Raw genomic sequence first — 16,633 nt, 5'->3', positions numbered from 1 at the left:
GGGAATGAAAACATGGTAACCCCTATCCCATGTTACGGGACCGTTTTTTCTATCCATTGGCCGTCTTGGTCATTGCCGCCATTATCGCGGTTGCCCTGTCTTTTGGCGAGGGTGAGGGTTTTTCAGATCAACAAATTATTGCCGAAGGGTGGGAACTCTCTGGACCTGACCTCAATGCTTTGACCATCTCGCCCGGCTCAAACGGCGCTTATGTCGATGAAGATGGTGGTTATATCCAATTGTCGCAATTCACGCCGGATGGTGAAGGGCCAGCCTCAATCGGTGTGTTCGCCACGCTTGGTCCCGCCCATGAGCGCGCCTTTGCCGGACGACCGTTACGGCTCACCTTTCGCGCCCGAGCCGGCCGGATCAATCCGCTCAAAAAATTTGAAGTCGCCTATTATCCGATGGAAGGCGCACCGTCGGGATGGACCTCGTTTGAGCTTAGCCCCGACTGGCAAGTCTATACGGTGAATTACAGCCCGCCGATTATCGACGCGATGGCGAACGTGGATTTAATCGCGATTTTCCCCGGTCGCGCGGGCGAGAGCAAAACGGTGGATTTATCCTTGATCAAAGTCGAGGTTCTACCTGAGCCTAATTCCGATTAAGCGGCGACGGTCTCTTCCCGCGCGGCGCGGACCTCTTCCGCCTTGGCCTCAACGCCCGCGACGATCTCGTCTATCATATCGATATTATCGGTTTTCCCGGTCTTTTTGCCCGCATGATACATCATGCCGTAGCCCGCACTGCCGCCAGTAAAGCCGATGTCGGTGAACATGGCTTCGCCGGGACCGTTGACGACGCAGCCAATGATCGAGAGGCTGATCGGTTCACGGACGTGGGACAAGCGGACTTCTAAAATTCGGACCGTTTTAATGACGTCAAACCCTTGGCGCGCACAGGACGGGCAAGAGATGATATTAACGCCGCGTGTGCGCAGCCCGAGTGATTTGAGCATATCAAAGCCGACGCGGATTTCTTCTTCCGGTTCATCGGACAGACTGACGCGGATCGTGTCGCCAATCCCGGCCCAGAGCAAACTGCCCATACCAATCGACGATTTGACCGTGCCGATCCGTTGTCCGCCGGCCTCGGTAATGCCGAGGTGAAGCGGCGCGTCAGTCGCGTCAGCGAGTTGATGATAGGCGGCAACAGTCAGGAAGATGTCGGAGGCTTTGACCGAAATTTTATAGTCGTGGAACCCTTCATCATCGAGCATGCGCGCGTGCATGAGCGCGGACTCGACCATCGCGTCTGGACACGGCTCACCATATTTTTCGAGGAGGTCACGTTCGAGGCTACCGCCATTGACGCCGATCCGGATTGAACAACCATTGGCCCGCGCGGCGGCAACGACTTCTTTGACGCGCGCTTGTCCGCCGATATTGCCGGGATTAATCCGCAGGCACGCCGCGCCATTATCAGCCGCTTCGATACCGCGTTTATAATGAAAATGAATATCGGCGACGAGCGGCACATTGACCTGATCCACGATGCTACGCAGCGCTGCGCTGCTCTCTGGATCGGGAACAGAGACACGTACGATATCCGCGCCGACCTCTTCTAGCCGTGTAATCTGCCCCACGGTCGCCTCGACATCATGGGTCAGCGTATTGGTCATGGATTGCACCGCAATCGGGGCATCTCCGCCGACGTAAACGCTGCCAACTTTAATCTTGCGCGATGGGCGGCGCGCAATGGTCCGCCACGGGCGGATCGAGTCGATGGTTTTGGCCCCGGAAGGATTAAGTGCGCTCATGGGCGGGTCATAGCGGAACGGCACGACAGTTTAAAGGCGAAGAGGCGGCGGTTTCGCGTCTAGCACAGCTTAGCGGATGATCGACAGATCGACATTTTTAAGCGGCATACCCTGTGCGCCCAACGCCCCGCGACGGGTGTCGCCGACATAAAGCTCAACCGCGCCCGCATCGCGTACATCAATCGTGTAGCTTTGCCCAATTTCAGCTTGCCATGTCTCGCCCGTGACAAAAACCCGGTTGACCGTAAGCCGTCCGCGCGCGTCGCGAATGCTAATCCAACTGGGCGATGTCGTGCGAACCGTCAGGATATTATCCGGAGTCGGCGCGGCGGTTTCAATCTGCTCCGGGTCAAACGGCACAGTGACAGGGCCCGGCGTGGCGACGGTTTCGAGCTGCACCCCGTACCACGTCCCGAGCATAACTACGGCCGCGACGACACTTAAGGCCGGAACTGTTCCGCGCGGCAGGCGCACACGACGTTTTGGCACAAAATGCGGTTGGTCACGGCGGTTTAAATCGAACACGGCGGCGCTATCGCGTTTGAAATCAGCCACGGATTGTTCGGTGTTGAGGCCCAAAACGCGCGCATAGGCCCGGACATAGCCCATGCCATATCCGATGGTCGGGAGGCGTGTGAGTTCATTGCTTTCCAATGCCGCCAGAAAGTCCCGTCCCACACCAGAGCGTGTCGAGGCTTGATCCAACGACCACCCTAAAGCCAATCGTTGCGCACGCAAACGAGCGCCCAGCAGGAGCGAATTAGTATTTATTGCGTCAGATGGGGCCATCTCGGCTTTCATAGGTCGTCTTATAGCGGAAGGCCGTTAACCATCTCTAAGCGTGAGACCAACCTGTGAATGCAGCGTACATTACAGAAATGTAGATGAACCCGGAATAAATACGACGCTGACAGATGGATATCTCGCCCCTATATAGGGTGAGTGAAACCTTTACTCCAACATTCTGACGCCCGCGCCGCCCTGTTTGCGGGGGCGCTCTCACTCGGATTGCTCTGTGGCGCTTGGATCTTCCAATACGGGTTCGGCTACGCGCCCTGCATCATGTGTTTTTGGCAGCGTTATGCGCATATGGCGGTGATCGGGATTGCCGTCGCGGTTATTCTCGCGCGGGCCGCTTTCGGCCCCGATACAGGCCTTCCAAAATGGCTCGGCCCGGCTGTGTTAATCCTCGCCCTGCTCGGCTCTGCCGGAATAGGTGGATTTCATGTCGGGGTTGAATTTGGCTGGTGGGAAGGCCCGAAAGCCTGTGCCGCCGCGAACATCACAAATATGGCCGCCATCGATCCGAATGATCCGCTCGCGTTTCTGAGCGAACCGCTTGGCCCGATTGCCTGCTCAGACGTCGTCTGGTCATTCCTCGGCCTATCTATGGCCGGCTGGAATATGCTTGTCTCTCTATTAGGCGCAATCGGCACAGCTTATTTAGGCTTTCGCAAGGGCGCGGCATGAAACCGCGAATGAAAAAACTTAGTGCGCCCCGGCGGGTCGCTGAAATGCTGCGCGTGGATCATGCCGGTGAATATGGCGCTGTCGCGATTTACCGCGGACAGCAAGCCGTGTTCGGACGCAGCCCTGCCACCGCGCCGATTGCTGCACAGCTCGCGGAGATGGAAGCCGAAGAACAAAAACATCTTGCCGCGTTTGATCAATTGCTCGTTGAGCGTGAAGTGCGCCCGACCGCCATGACGCCGCTTTGGAACGTTGCGGGTTACGGCCTTGGCGTTGTGACGGCCTTAATGGGCGAAAAAGCGGCCCATGCTTGCACGGAAGCCGTCGAAACTGTCATTGAACAGCATTACGATACGCAAGCCAAAGAAGTCGCCGAGACTGAACCTGAATTGGCTGCGACGTTCCGCGAATTTCGCGAAGACGAATTACATCACCGCGACACGGCGATCGAAGGCGGGGCCCACGATGCCCCCGGCTATCCCGTATTGTCTCGGTTGATCCGTGCGGGGTGCCACGCGGCAATCCGGATTACCGAACGCATTTAAGCACAAAAAAGCCGCCCTCCGGGGAAAGAGAGCGGCTTCCTTAAACGATATAATCGTGTCGTTTAATCTGTGTTTAATCTGCGACTTCTTGAATTTCTTCGCCGACACTTTCGGTGTCTTCACCAATACCTTGGACGGTATTACAGGCGGCGAGTGACAAAGTAGCGGCGAGGACAAGCCCGGCAATGCCGAGGCCTTTTTTATCAATTGATTTTACTGTGTCTTCACGCGTCATGATAATCTCCTGTTGCGGTGTATTACCTCTGATAAACGCCGCATCAGGCCAACGGTTCCGTCCAAATTTCTTATTTTGCCGTTTGCTCACCCAGATAAGGTTTGATCGGTTGCGGAAGCGCTGCGGGGCGACGCGTCCAGTCGGCATTGATCGACTGTCCTAATGCGCTGTTTACTGCCGCGACAAGTCCAGACAGCCCGGGGGCCGCCATCGCCTCATAACGTGCGCGACGCGTGGCCTGCGCCACAGTTTTTGAACTTAGCACATCGCCGAGGGCCAATTGAATGCGCGGCGAGAGGCTCGGGCCAAAGGATCCCACGGTCCGACCGAGCCCGGCCCGTTCAACACGTGCCGCAATCGCGCCCTGCTCAAACGCCAGCGGAACCGTCACTAAAGGCACGCCTGCCGCGACAGCATCCGTTGTTGAATTATAGCCGCCATGAATGATGGCGACGCGGGCTTCGGATAAAACCTCTTGTTGATTGAGGAAATCGCGCGTGATTGTGCCGCGCGGGAGCTCGGACCCGGGCTCCGCTAAACGACCGCCATGTACGACAACAGGCTGCAAGCCCCGCGCATCCGCCGCGGTCGCCATCGCGGATAAAATACGCGTGCGCCCGCCCATCAATGTGCCAAGGGATATAAAAGCGAGCGGACGTCCGTCCCTCTCACTATCAAGTGTTTCAAGCCCCGGATAAGATGCAATCCCGTCCCGCAGGGGGCCAAGATAAGTCGGCGGTGCGGCGCGTGGATAGTCGAGGCTGGCGAGACCTTGCGCCAAATCGGTCGTGCGCGAAATACCGTCATCCACCGACCAAGCCTGTTGCCAATCCTGCAAGCCCTCGGGCTTGGTCAGACCGAAACGACGCGCGCCGGACGCAAGCACACGTCCTTGTTCGGCCATCAGCCAGTTCACAACATTATAATAGCCCCCGTTGAGCCAATATCCGAACGGGCTAGGCCGGTAGCGCCAACCCATAAAAGGCGGCGGGACCGAGGCTTCACGGTTCATCGGTAAGGCGCACGCGAGGCTGATATGTTTCACGCCGTATGAGCGCGATAGACCCCGCGCGACGAGGCCCGCGCCCGGTTCCAATTGGTCATGCAAAATTGCGTCCGCGCCAAGGCGATCAAGCGCAACAGGCAAGTGGGTCAAATAGAATTGGGACAGGGTCGCGACGGTGCTAAACATTTGCCGCACATCACCCCACGACGTCATGCGTGTGAAACACGCGCACAGCGCGTCAAGTTGGCCGGGTGGCAGGTCGTTTTCACCCACAGTCAGCGTCTCAATGTCATCCGCGATTTTTGCGGTCAGATCCGGAGGCCCGACCACAACAGGACGGTGTCCCGCTGTTTGCAGCGCGCGCGCCGCCGCGATCATCGGACGTTGATGTCCGGACAAAGGAAGCGTGATGAGCGCGAGCGTGGCCATAGTCTCTATACGCGCCAGATGACGAGACATTCCGGCACAGTCACAACTCTTTGTTCAACACCTTGAAAAATAATAGTTTATTTTATTCCCACTACAAACCCGCAGCGCTTATCCGTCGGCCAAACGCCGCTCGATCGCGTCCCAACACAAAGCCGCTGCATCCACGCCGGTAAAGCGTTTTAATTCGTGAACGCCGGTTGGGCTGGTCAAATTGATCTCGGTCAACTTGCCCGCAATCACATCAATGCCGACGAGAATTTGACCGCGCGCGCGTAACATTGGGCCCAGTTCTTCGGCGATGGCGATATCGGTTGGCGTTAGGTCTACCGGCTGCGCCGATCCGCCGACATGCATATTCGAGCGGGTTTCGCCCTTTTGTGGGACGCGATTAAACCCGCCCGCCAGTTCTCCATCAATGATGAGAATGCGTTTATCGCCCGCACTGACTTCGGGGATAAAGGCCTGCACCATCACAGGTTCACGGCTCATCGCAAAGAAGGTCTCCAGCAAAGATGAATAATTTGAATCCGTTGACGTAATCTTGAAAATTCCCGCCCCGCCATTGCCGTAAAGCGGTTTGATAATCACAGTGCCGTGTTGCGCCCGAAACGCATCAATTGCGCTTTTGTCGCGCGCGATCATCGTTGGTGGCATCAAATGCGCGTAATCCAGCGGGACGATTTTTTCAGGACAAGACCGGACCCATTCGGGATCGTTAGCGACCAACGTCGTACCCTTGAGACGTTCTAGCAAATGCGCAGCAGTTATATAGGCCATATCGAACGGCGGGTCTTGGCGCATCCAGACGACATCCACGTCGTCCGCCAGATTGATCAAGCGACGCGGCTCAAATGTTACGTGGTCCCCGACTTTCGCCTGCACCCGCATCGGTCGCGCGTGAGCCATCACGCGGCCTTGGTCATAAATCAGATGCTGCGGGCCATATTCAAATAGGGTCGCGCCGCGTTCCTGCGCTTCGAGTGCAAGCGCGAAAGTTGTGTCGCCGCCAATTTGGACGGTCTCCATCGGGTCCATCTGAAAGGCGACGCGGTAAGGTGTGGTTGCGGTCATGGCTGCGCTTTGCCGCACAGCGCAGGCGGGCGCAAGCGGACGCACGGCAGCACACACATACGATCCCGTGATGTGAGATACGGATCAAACTCTATCAGCGCTAAATATTGCGAGGGCTAAACATTGCCGGACCCGCGTTTTCGTGGCAGTCAGCCGATATGACCGATGATATCCTTCTGACCAATATGGACTCTGTTCCGGGACGTACAATTATACGTCACATCGGATTGGCCCAAGGCAATGTCGTCCGCGCCAAACATGTCGGACGGGATATTGCGGCGGGCCTCAAAAACATCGTCGGCGGTGAACTCCGCGGATATACAGAATTGCTCGAAGAAGCGCGCCGCGATGCGATCCGCCGCATGACCGAAGATGCCCGCGCGCAAGGGGCCAATGCGGTCGTCAACATCCGGCTCTCGACCAGTTCCGTGACCTCGGGCGCATCCGAGCTTTACGCCTATGGCACCGCAGTCGTCCTTGAATAGAGACGTCGCGCGAACCCTATTATGAACGATATTCTGACATCCATGCTGATCTCGATTGGGCCGTTTGTCGCGCTGCTGCTCATTGGACTGACGTTCGGCACCCTCGCGCAGCGCCGCCATTTGGCACAGCTCGACCAACGCGAGGCCGAGCTGGGTGACTTCATGCTAACAACCTTAGAGCACGCCCCAGGTCGTCACGGCGCGTTAGTCACTGGATCGACGGTTGTCGCCTTTGATTTCTTTCGCCGGATCGCGATTTTACTTCGGAAAATTATTGGCGGGCGGTTTCGCATGCATGAAACGATGATGATGCGCGCGCGGCGTGAAGCCATGCTGCGGATGGCCGAAAGCGCCAAAGCCCAAGGGGCCGTCGCCGTGCATAATATCCGTCTGGTTAGTTCTAATCTCGGCAATAGCGGCTCAGCCATGGGCGGCTGCGAGGTTGTCGCCTACGGCACCGCTGTCTGGATTTAGACTAACGTCTAATAGAAAGTTTTTCGCATGGATGATTGCCACACATTACAGCTGACCTCCGCTGACGGGACCAAGCTCCATGCCCGGCATTGGACCGCACAGGCGCCGCACGCGACGCTGGCTATCGTGCATGGGTTTGGCGAACATTGCGCCCGTTACGCCCCGATGGCGGCGCATCTGACAGCGTCAGGTGTTCAGGTTATCGCAATGGATTTGCGCGGCCATGGTCGCAGTGAGGGCAAACGGGGCGTTATCGCCAGCTATGATGATTTTCGCGCCGATCTCGCCGCTTTGCTGACCCGCGCACGACAGACGCACGACGGGGTCAAAGGTCCGCTGGTGCTATTCGGTCACTCTATGGGCGGGGGTATTGTTCTCGACCACGGCCTTCGCGCCGCGCCCGGTGTGGACGGCATCATTGCGTCAGCCCCGTTGGTGGCCTTAGCCGATCCTATTCCGACGCCTCTCGCATTCGTGGCGAAACTCATTGCCAAAATCGCGCCCCGCGCCGCGATGAAACAACCGATTGATGGTGCAAAGATTTCAACTCTGGTTGAGGAGCAACGCAAATATGTCGAAGACCCCCTCAACCATGGGCAAATGGGATTTAAAACCGCATTGGAACTGATCGCAACCGGCGAGGCTTTAACCCAAAATGCGAGCCGTTGGAATATACCGCTGATCGTCTATCATTCGGATCAAGACCAACTGACAGATTTCGAGACGAGTCGTGATTTTGCCGCTGCTGCGCAGGCAGAATTCCGGGCGTTCACCGACGTTGAACATGAAATGCATAACGATACGACCCGCCCCGCCGTCTATGCGCTCATCAGTGATTTTATCGACCGCCTGTCCGGGCGCGCGTAAGGATGACCGGCATGAAAGTTTTTGCCCTAAAAACCTGCGATACCTGCCGTAAGGCTATCAAAGAATTGCGCGACGCGGGATTAGATTTCGACGTGACCGATGTCCGTGCCGACGGCCTTAACGCCGACGACATCACGATGATTGTCGAGGCTATTGGATTTGAAAAAGCGCTCAATCGCCGATCCACGACATGGCGCGGGCTAGATGACGCCGACAAAGCGGACCTCACCGCGGTCAAAGCTGCCACCTTGATCGAAACGCACCCGACCCTGCTCAAACGCCCGGCTATCACAGACGGGCAGACGACAACCGTCGGCTGGGACAAAGCCACGAAAGCTGTCTGGCTTTAGGCGTTCGTTAGATGTCTATTGAACGGGCACTGTTTGCGACGAACGCCGTCGTCTAGTCGCCCATGTAATCATTTGTGGGTGGCACCCAGTTTTTAACGGCGATCTGTTCGCCTGTTTCCGGATCAACATAATAAGGCGGCGCATTTGGGTCGACATTAAACGGACTGTCTGATTGGCCGAGATTGTAAGGCGCGGGCATTTGCGGCGTGCGGTAAGGCACAGACTCGTCCATCGGGGCTTGGCGCATAGGCGCGGGCACATCCGTGCGGTCCTGTTCTGGTAGAGGTTCTGTCCGCAGAAAATCTGGCAAGGCGCGTTGGGTGGGCGCCGCCGCTTGGGCACCGACTTGCATTTCGATCGGCACATCCGCGATACGCACATAAGAGATCACTTCGCGTGTGCCCCGTGTCAGCGACGCGATTTTCGCCGCGCGTTCCAACTCGCCGGGGTCACGGGCCACGCCCAAAAGATAAACAATTCCATCATGGGTCTCGATATTAAAGTTAAGGCCTTTGACATATTTGTCGGCCGTCAGACGAGCGCGAACTGATTTTTCGAGCACCCCATCCTTGGTATTACGCATGAATCCCTGCTTATCACTGATCATGATTTCATTGCCAACTTGGTCAATATTGGGCGCGGACCACGCGATACGCGCCGCCTCGATCCGATCTTCTTGGCGCGGCGCAGTCCCCGTCAGCAGGGCAATACCTTGAGCCACTTCGACGTCGACGCCGCCCATTTCATAAGCATAGGCCCGTTTAAGGCGGGCTTCGATGGCACGCCCGGCATTCACATCATTCAGAGAGCCGACAAAACTCCGCTCATCGTCCTTTTTAATTCCTGCACTGGCGACGGCGCAACTCGATAGATGCGCAGCTGAGAGCATGAGAACGGCAAGGAGGGCAGCAGGTTTAAACATGAGTAAAGCCTAAACAAACACCGTCACCAAGCCGTTAACGTCACCACCCGCGGAACACATCCCGGCGATGCGTAATCCGCCAGCGTCCTGTCACAATCGCAATATCGTAACGGAGCGCGGCGCCTTGATCGACAAATTGGGGGTGACGCGACAAGAAAATCTCACCCGCGCGAATGATCCGTTCTTCCGACCGCGCGGTCACAGGATCAATCGTATGTTCAGCCTTGGCGCGCTGTTTGACCTCAACAAAGATAAGCGTTTTGCCGCGCCGCGCGACAAGATCAATTTCGCCAGAACGCGTCTTAAAGCGTCGGGCGAGAATGCGGTGGCCTGTCAGGATCAGATAAAGCGCGACCCAGTGTTCCGCAACTCGGCCCGCTTTCTCTGCGCGCTGACGGGATTTCTGGGGGCGTTTATCGGTCACATCTATTTCAAAGAAAGACCGAGCGCATAGAGCTCACGCTTGGACCAGCCCGAGACTTCCGCCAGTTCCGCACATGCGCCTTTGAGCTTCATCGTTTCCAAATGATCGCGCAACGCGTCGCGCACGACTTCGCCGTCCCAGCGACTTGTTTCCGGGCCGTGAACCAACAGCACAATCTCGCCCCGAGGGGGATCAGAGGCGATACCGTCAGCCAGTTCAATGAGTGTCCCGTGGCGCGCCTCTTCGTAATGTTTGGTCAATTCGCGCGTTATGGCTGCCGTCCGATTCCCCAAACTGACGGCTAAGTCGCGCAAACAAGCTTCGATTCGCGGACCTGTTTCAAAGAAAATCAGAGTTCCGGGAATATTGCGCAACCCGTCAATTTCGCGCTGACGGGCCACGGACCGCGGCGGTAAAAACCCCGCAAAGAAGAAACGATCACTCGGCAGGCCCGATTTAACCAGTCCGGCCATAACGGCGCTCGCCCCTGGCAGTGGAAACACGTCAATTCCGGCGTCGACGGCGGCGCGGACCAAGCGAAACCCCGGATCGCTTACCAGCGGCGTTCCTGCGTCGGACACGAGCGCGATGGTTTCGCCCTTTCTTAGCGCTTTAATCAGCGCGGGAATCCGTTTTGCCGCATTATGGTCATGATAGGCTGTGACAGAGGCGGAAATATCATAGGCAGAGAGCAGTTTTGCGGTCACGCGCGTATCTTCGGCTAAGAGGTAGTCAGCCCCGCGCAAAACGTCGAGGGCGCGCAGCGTAATATCGCGGAGATTGCCAATCGGTGTCGCAACCACATAAAGGCCCGGTGCAAGTCGATCTGTTGCAGCGGGTTCATGTTGCGTGTGCGACTGCGCGCTTATAGAAGAAGTGTTGATGGTCGGGCCCTTGAAAAATTGGGGGACGTTTTGACGTCAGAGTTTAATTCCGGGAGATACTGTTGAAACAGTCTATGCGCGAGCGCGCCCAAAATTCCAAGATCGCGCTACCGTGCGGGATGAAATCAGCTGTCGCGGCTTTGACCGCCCTGATGCTGAGCGCCTGTACAACAGTTCCGCTGGATCCGCAGCCTTTGCCCGGCCCGTCGACGCAAAGCCCCCAACAACCGACAGGGCCGACACAAACGGACCCGACGGCACCCACCGGACCCCTTCAACCTGATGTCGTCGTCGACGCCCCCATTGTTGTGCCTGACCATGCAGCGCCGTTTTACAATAACCGCGACGGCATCACTTTGCCGCATATGGCGGGTCGCGACATAAAGCGGTTAGCGCTATTACTGCCCTTCTCCGCGCAAAGTCCGCGTTTGCGTGACGAAGCTAATTCAATGTTCCAAGCCGCGGAACTCGCCCTGTTCCAACGCCCGGACGCCGACGTTGTCCTGACCGTACTCGACACAAAAGGGACCGAAGACGGCGCACGCTCTGCCGCGCGCGCGGCTCTGCAACAGGGCGCCGATGTCATTCTGGGCCCTATCATCGCCGGGAATGTCCGAGCCGCCTCACAAGAAGCCGCTCGGTCCGGAACCCCCTTACTCTCATTTTCGAATGATCAGTCCGTGGCCGCGCGCGGTCGCTATCTCGTCTCCTTCCCCCCTGAAGCGGAAGTGGACCGAATTGTCGCCTATGCCGCGACAGAAGGCGTCCAGAACTTCGCCTTTTTTGGCCCAGATGACGCGTATGGTCGTCGCGTCAGACGCGCCTATGAGGCTGCCGTGGCTCGAGTCGGCGGCGAAATCACCGCCGCTGAAATGTATAAAGGCGACGATATATCTGTGATGCAGGAGCCGGCCCGCCGGCTGGCCGAATATCATGCCGAAGGCCGTGCCGCGCGCGATATCTCGCGCGATTCTTTCGAAGCCATTCTCCTACCGGAAGGCGGAACCGCCCTCCGGTCTCTCGCGCCGCTCTTGCCATTTTACGGTATCGATCCGTCTCGCGTCTTGTTTATGGGGACGTCGCGCTGGGATAATAATGATACGGTACGCGAACCCGCTTTGCGCGGTGGAGTTTTTGCCGCGTCTGACAAAGAAGCCCGTGAAACTTTCCTCTCTGACTTTGAACGCGCTTTTGGAACGGAGCCGTCTTCGCTCGCCAGCTTGGCCTATGACGCTGTGCAACTTGGCTCTATTGTTGCGGACGGCGACCCGCGTGAACGGATCGCACGGGTTGAAAGCCCGCTCGGGTTTTATGGCACGGATGGCTATCTTCGCTTTGGTCCCGATGGTCGGCCTGAGCGCGGCTTGGCCGTCTACCGTATTCGCGACGGCCAGTTCCGAGTCATTGATCCAGCGCCGCTCGGCCCCGCGCCAGAAAGTTGATAACTCCTCAACGTTGCTCACACTCGCTTAACTCACCTTAACCACGCTCCTTAGCGCGCTTTTAGGGCGTTGCCGATAAACGGCTTTCAACGAACGTTGCAAAAACGTCGGTGAAAGGTGGTTTTTATGCGTGCTCGCCCCCCCGCGACTCTGAACAATTTAGCGAACAAGCCTCTTCCGCTCGCGCCCTCATATGTGCCCGCCGGACGCCTTGTTGGCGTTCTCTGTGCGGCGGATGAACCATCTTGCCATGCACAAATGCTCAGCGCGACTCTGCGATTGGCGCGCGAAGCCGCCAGTCGCGGCGAAACTGTATTGCTGCTCGACGGCACGGACGGAGCGTTGATGGAAGCTGCAGGCGTGCTGTATTCGCGCACACTCGACGATTTTATCGACGGCCGGTGTGAGCTCCGCGACGCCTTGTTTGTCACCTCGAATGAACATTTTTCCGCGGGCGTTATCAATCCAGACCGCCTGTCTGACACGCTCGGAACAATGGCGGGTCTTTCGCTCGCCTATGACTGGGTGTTTACCGTCGGTCCCGCTGGACTCTCCTCGGCGCAAGCCTCGCTCGCAGCGGGGTCAGATATTTGCCTACTCGGTTATGACACGCGCGTTGATGGTTTCATGCGTGCCTATTGGACTGTTGATGCTGTGCGTCGCCGGAACCGCCTCTGGGATCCTGTAACCATCTCATTGGGCCCCCTCGAAGATGCAGCCATCACCGCGCTTATGTTACGGGACGTGGTGCGCGATCACCTCGGCGCGCCGACGCCTTATGGCGGACATGCTATGGACGCTGGCTTACCCGTCTCTGTGCTCGACAAAATGCGCGGTATTACGGATCGCGCCCGGATCGCCCGCACCGGATAAAGCTGCTATTTTCAGAGACAACAGGATAACTGCGCAGGAAATGGCGCAGTCGCCCGTTGGAGTGTATGACAGTTTAAAAAAAGGAGACCGTCATGCAGAAAGCTCTACTACTTCTCGCCGCGACTGCTTTGGTAGCCGCGACTCCCGCCACTGACCTCGACAAAAATGGCGAAGTCAGCCGCGCCGAATTTATGGCCGCAAGCGACGCTCGCTTCGCCGCTGCCGATGCGAATTTCGATGGGCAGTTAACGCGCGACGAAATGAAAGCGCTCGGCGAAGCCAAACGCACCGAACAAGCCAAAGAACATTTTGCCAGAATGGACGCCAACGGCGATGGCGCTGTGTCTGAAGCTGAAATGCTGGCCGCGCGTGACGCCATGAAATCCCATATGGGCGACCGCAAAGACGGGCGCCGCGAAAAAATGATGGAGCGCTTCGATACAAATGCGGATGGCGAAATCTCTGAGGCTGAACGCGCCGTGGCGCGCGAGTTGGCCGAAGCCAAACGCGGCGAAAGACACGCGAAACGTGGCGAGAAAAAAGCAGAACGCAAATCGCGCCGCGCTGAACGCCCCCGCCTCGATGCAGATGGTGACGGCCTTGTTAGCCGTGCCGAATATGACGCGATGGCCGAGGCTTTGTTCGTCCGCATGGACGCCAATGGCGACGGTGTGTTGACCAAAGGCGAAGGTAAAAAGCCGCGCGGCCCGAGGAAAGACAGGGGTGAGCGTCGCTAGACGCCACAGCTCTTGACTGACCCCGATCATGATCTCATCCTCGGCCTTCGGGCCGGGAATGAACCCGCGCTTCGCGCGCTGATGGATCGGCGTATGCGGACGGTTCACCGTCTGGCGTATCGTTTGCTCGGAGATGAATTCGAGGCTGAGGATATTTGCCAAGATACATTTCTAAAATTCTGGCGCGCTGCGCCGGAATGGCGAGAGGGCGAAGCCCGCATACTGACGTGGCTTTGCCGTGTCGCCACCAACGCCTGTTACGATCGATTGCGCAAATCACGCCCCGATCTCCCGGGCGATATGAGCGAAGAACCGGATCGTCGGGACGGTGCAGATACGACCCTCGTCGCGCGTCAACGCTGGGATGCGTTACAGGCTGCGATGATGAACTTACCGGAGCGGCAACGCGCTGCGCTCTCGCTACGGTATGATGACGCCCTGTCACAGCGCGAGGCTGCGGACATTATGGGGACAAGCGAAAAAGCCTATGAGGCCCTGCTTGTTCGGGGCCGGAAAACGTTGAAAGCTTGGATGCAGGAGAGTGAACATGCCTGACGATTTAAAACAAATATTTGAAACCAGCGTCGTTCCCGCGCCGCGCGCGGATTTGTCCGAGCGCATCATCGCCGCGACGCAGGCACAAGCGCCGCTCATGGCGGCGAATGATCGTAAACCTTGGTTTCAAAACTCCGGATTTTTGAGCGCCGCGGCGGGCATTGCCGCAACAGTGGTCGCGGGCTTCTTTGTCATAAGCAGCCAGCCCAATGAAGCTGAGCTCTGGGCGGCCCACGCCGACGTCACCGGTTTTGGCGAGCTTTACGCTTGGGTTGATGCGGATGTGGACATCGAGGGCCCGTAACACATACCCGTCACAGTCACTCACACCCGTCAAAGCCCCGCGTGTGGGGCTTGCTAAACGCCGCCTGCTCGCTTACGCGCCGCCTCTTCTATTAAAGCCACATTATCGGCGCTCTCATGTTTTCTTCGACCTTATCGGCTCTGGCCGACCGCATTTCCGTTCCCGCCCGTCGCCGATCCGGCCCAATGACCTTTACTTTCGGTCGGACCAAGACCGAGCTATTGGCCGGTCTGACCGTCGCTCTCGCCCTTGTCCCTGAGGCCGTGGCCTTCGCGCTTGTCGCAGGTGTGGCGCCGCTCGTGGGCCTCTACGCGGCCTTTATCGTCGGATTGATTACGGCGCTGATCGGCGGACGTCCCGGGATGATTTCGGGCGCGACAGGCGCGCTTGCGGTCGTCATGGTCGGACTCGTTGCGCTACACGGCGTCGAATATCTCTTCGCGACTGTCGTGCTCATGGGTATTTTGCAAATCCTCGCGGGCGTGTTCCGTCTGGGTAAATTCATCCGTCTCGTGCCGCACCCGGTCATGCTCGGCTTCGTTAACGGCCTCGCCATTGTCATCGGCCTTGCGCAGCTGACCCAGTTCCAAACGTCGCCTGCGCCCGCCACGGATCACCCCGGCCCGTTCAACATGCTCAACGGCACATGGATGGAAACGCCGCAATTGTTGGTGATGCTCGCCCTCGTGTTCCTGACCATGTTCCTCATCTGGGTGACCCCGAAGATCACGAAAATTATCCCGGCGCCACTCGCAGGTATCGGCATTGTCGCCGCGATTGTGATCGGTTTTGGCATTGATGTGCCCAATGTCGGCGACATGTCGTCAATCAAGGGCGGCCTGCCGACGTTTCATCTTCCGATGGTTCCGATCAATCTCGAAACGCTTGAAATCATTGTCCCTTATGCCATCATTCTGGCGGCCATTGGCCTCATTGAGAGCCTGCTGACGCTCAACCTTGTTGGCGAAATCAAAGAAGAACGCGGCGGCGCGAGCCAAGAATGTGTCGCGCAAGGTGTCGCCAATACGGTCACCGGATTTTTCGGCGGTATGGGTGGGTGCGCCATGATCGGCCAAAGCATGATCAATATGAAATCCGGCGGGCGCACGCGCCTCTCTGGGATTTCAGCCTCTTTATTTCTGCTCGCCTTTATCCTGTTCGCCAGTCCGGTGATCGAAGTCATTCCCTTGGCCGCGCTCGTCGGCGTCATGTTCATGGTCGTAATCGGGACGTTCGCGTGGCAGTCTTTGACCATTATGACGCGAATTCCGAAGTTGGATGCGGCTGTCATTATCCTCGTCACCGTCGTGACCGTGTGGCACGATTTGGCGGTTGCCGTTGTCGTTGGCGTTATCGTCAGTGCGCTGGCTTATGCATGGAATGCATCGCGCCGGATCGACGCGCACACGACTGTCACGGACGACACCAAAGTCTATAAGCTCGAAGGTCCGCTCTTCTTTGGCTCAGCCGAAGGCTTTTCAGAATTATTCACAATCGCCGACGATCCGGACACCGTGATTGTCGATTTCGCCCATTCGCGCGTCGTCGATCAGTCCGCCTTGCAAGCGATTGAAGCCCTCGCCGCGAAATATGTCGCCGCCGGCAAACAGCTACAACTCCGACACCTCACTCATGACTGCCACCAGCTGCTGAACAAAGCCGGGCAGTTGATCGTCGATAGCGATGATGATCCGGATTACGAATTGGCGGTCGATTACAATGTCCGCCTCGGACGATTAGGCAGTGGTCACTAGGGCGCAACTCTATTAGACCCTCTTGCAGACCCTCAATATCTGCA

General features: G+C 57.6%; 21 protein-coding genes. 13 read left to right on the top strand and 8 right to left on the bottom strand.

All coding sequences use genetic code 11. The annotated features are described in order from the left end of the window. Positions 1-29: 29 nt before the first annotated feature. A complete protein-coding gene (locus IE105_RS09430; RefSeq protein WP_189497802.1) occupies positions 30-611 on the top strand; it encodes a hypothetical protein in 582 nt (193 codons plus the stop codon). Here IE105_RS09430 and ispG read toward each other — a convergent pair. Both ispG and IE105_RS09420 read right to left on the bottom strand, forming a co-directional pair. Next, positions 608-1,762, bottom strand: a complete 1,155-nt coding sequence (gene ispG / locus IE105_RS09425; protein ID WP_189497800.1) for a flavodoxin-dependent (E)-4-hydroxy-3-methylbut-2-enyl-diphosphate synthase — start codon at positions 1,760-1,762, stop codon at positions 608-610. The genes IE105_RS09430 and ispG overlap by 4 nt on opposite strands. A gap of 69 nt (positions 1,763-1,831) precedes the next feature. Beyond that, complete coding sequence (locus IE105_RS09420; RefSeq protein ID WP_189497798.1) at positions 1,832-2,563, bottom strand: helix-turn-helix domain-containing protein; 732 nt, start codon at positions 2,561-2,563, stop codon at positions 1,832-1,834. A 141-nt stretch (positions 2,564-2,704) separates the two neighbouring features. Here IE105_RS09420 and IE105_RS09415 point away from each other — a divergent pair, with 141 nt between their 5' ends. Then, entirely contained in the window at positions 2,705-3,232 is a 528-nt protein-coding gene (locus IE105_RS09415; protein ID WP_189497796.1) for a disulfide bond formation protein B, read from the top strand. 8 nt (positions 3,233-3,240) lie between these two features. Then, the gene (locus IE105_RS09410) at positions 3,241-3,777 is read left to right on the top strand and encodes a demethoxyubiquinone hydroxylase family protein (RefSeq protein WP_233354087.1); all 537 of its coding nucleotides are present in this window, start codon (positions 3,241-3,243) and stop codon (positions 3,775-3,777) included. Positions 3,778-3,850: 73 nt separating this feature from the next. On the opposite strand, the gene IE105_RS09405 is transcribed toward IE105_RS09410, so the two are convergent. The 3 genes from IE105_RS09405 to gshB form a co-directional block, all read right to left on the bottom strand. Next, positions 3,851-4,012: an entericidin A/B family lipoprotein gene (locus tag IE105_RS09405; RefSeq protein WP_189497792.1), complete on the bottom strand. Its 162-nt coding sequence runs from the start codon at positions 4,010-4,012 to the stop codon at positions 3,851-3,853. Positions 4,013-4,082: 70 nt separating this feature from the next. Next, the gene (locus IE105_RS09400; protein WP_189497790.1) at positions 4,083-5,447 is read right to left on the bottom strand and encodes a glycosyltransferase; all 1,365 of its coding nucleotides are present in this window, start codon (positions 5,445-5,447) and stop codon (positions 4,083-4,085) included. A gap of 108 nt (positions 5,448-5,555) precedes the next feature. Next, positions 5,556-6,518, bottom strand: a complete 963-nt coding sequence (gene gshB, locus IE105_RS09395; protein WP_189497788.1) for a glutathione synthase — start codon at positions 6,516-6,518, stop codon at positions 5,556-5,558. 158 nt (positions 6,519-6,676) lie between these two features. On the opposite strand from gshB, the gene IE105_RS09390 reads away from it, so the two are divergent. From IE105_RS09390 to IE105_RS09375, 4 genes are read left to right on the top strand one after another with little or no spacing between them, the layout of a single operon-like run. After that, positions 6,677-7,003 carry a YbjQ family protein gene (locus IE105_RS09390; RefSeq protein WP_233354086.1) on the top strand — a complete coding sequence of 109 codons (327 nt, stop codon included), beginning with the start codon at positions 6,677-6,679 and terminating at the stop codon, positions 7,001-7,003. 21 nt (positions 7,004-7,024) lie between these two features. Next, positions 7,025-7,477 carry a YbjQ family protein gene (locus IE105_RS09385; protein ID WP_189497786.1) on the top strand — a complete coding sequence of 151 codons (453 nt, stop codon included), beginning with the start codon at positions 7,025-7,027 and terminating at the stop codon, positions 7,475-7,477. Between the two features lie 27 nt (positions 7,478-7,504). After that, positions 7,505-8,344, top strand: coding sequence for an alpha/beta hydrolase (locus tag IE105_RS09380; protein WP_189497784.1), 840 nt, complete (start codon positions 7,505-7,507; stop codon positions 8,342-8,344). An 11-nt stretch (positions 8,345-8,355) separates the two neighbouring features. After that, a complete protein-coding gene (locus IE105_RS09375; RefSeq protein ID WP_189497782.1) occupies positions 8,356-8,694 on the top strand; it encodes an ArsC/Spx/MgsR family protein in 339 nt (112 codons plus the stop codon). 52 nt (positions 8,695-8,746) lie between these two features. Here IE105_RS09375 and IE105_RS09370 read toward each other — a convergent pair whose 3' ends face one another. The 3 genes from IE105_RS09370 to rsmI are packed head-to-tail and all read right to left on the bottom strand — an operon-like array spanning position 8,747 to position 10,843. Continuing rightward, positions 8,747-9,616: a BON domain-containing protein gene (locus IE105_RS09370; protein WP_189497780.1), complete on the bottom strand. Its 870-nt coding sequence runs from the start codon at positions 9,614-9,616 to the stop codon at positions 8,747-8,749. 40 nt (positions 9,617-9,656) lie between these two features. After that, positions 9,657-10,040, bottom strand: coding sequence for a YraN family protein (locus tag IE105_RS09365; RefSeq protein WP_189497778.1), 384 nt, complete (start codon positions 10,038-10,040; stop codon positions 9,657-9,659). Between the two features lie 2 nt (positions 10,041-10,042). Further along, positions 10,043-10,843, bottom strand: coding sequence for a 16S rRNA (cytidine(1402)-2'-O)-methyltransferase (gene rsmI, locus IE105_RS09360; protein WP_233354085.1), 801 nt, complete (start codon positions 10,841-10,843; stop codon positions 10,043-10,045). A 143-nt stretch (positions 10,844-10,986) separates the two neighbouring features. On the opposite strand from rsmI, the gene IE105_RS09355 reads away from it, so the two are divergent. From IE105_RS09355 to IE105_RS09330, 6 genes are all read left to right on the top strand, one after another. Then, complete coding sequence (locus IE105_RS09355) at positions 10,987-12,366, top strand: penicillin-binding protein activator (protein ID WP_189497775.1); 1,380 nt, start codon at positions 10,987-10,989, stop codon at positions 12,364-12,366. A gap of 126 nt (positions 12,367-12,492) precedes the next feature. Further along, on the top strand, positions 12,493-13,239 hold the full coding sequence (locus IE105_RS09350) for a MinD/ParA family ATP-binding protein (protein ID WP_189497773.1): 747 nt from the start codon (positions 12,493-12,495) through the stop codon (positions 13,237-13,239). Positions 13,240-13,331: 92 nt separating this feature from the next. Continuing rightward, the gene (locus IE105_RS09345) at positions 13,332-13,976 is read left to right on the top strand and encodes an EF-hand domain-containing protein (RefSeq protein WP_189497771.1); all 645 of its coding nucleotides are present in this window, start codon (positions 13,332-13,334) and stop codon (positions 13,974-13,976) included. Positions 13,977-13,988: 12 nt separating this feature from the next. Then, positions 13,989-14,531, top strand: a complete 543-nt coding sequence (locus IE105_RS09340; protein ID WP_189497769.1) for a sigma-70 family RNA polymerase sigma factor — start codon at positions 13,989-13,991, stop codon at positions 14,529-14,531. Beyond that, positions 14,524-14,835: a hypothetical protein gene (locus IE105_RS09335; RefSeq protein ID WP_189497767.1), complete on the top strand. Its 312-nt coding sequence runs from the start codon at positions 14,524-14,526 to the stop codon at positions 14,833-14,835. Before IE105_RS09340 ends, IE105_RS09335 begins: the two co-directional genes overlap by 8 nt. Before the next feature lie 116 nt (positions 14,836-14,951). Continuing rightward, on the top strand, positions 14,952-16,589 hold the full coding sequence (locus tag IE105_RS09330; protein ID WP_189497765.1) for a SulP family inorganic anion transporter: 1,638 nt from the start codon (positions 14,952-14,954) through the stop codon (positions 16,587-16,589). The last annotated feature ends 44 nt before the right edge of the window (positions 16,590-16,633 follow it).

Source organism: Algimonas arctica (assembly GCF_014652695.1).
GTDB lineage: Bacteria > Pseudomonadota > Alphaproteobacteria > Caulobacterales > Maricaulaceae > Litorimonas > Litorimonas arctica.
This window is presented reverse-complemented; position numbering and strand designations above follow the sequence as displayed.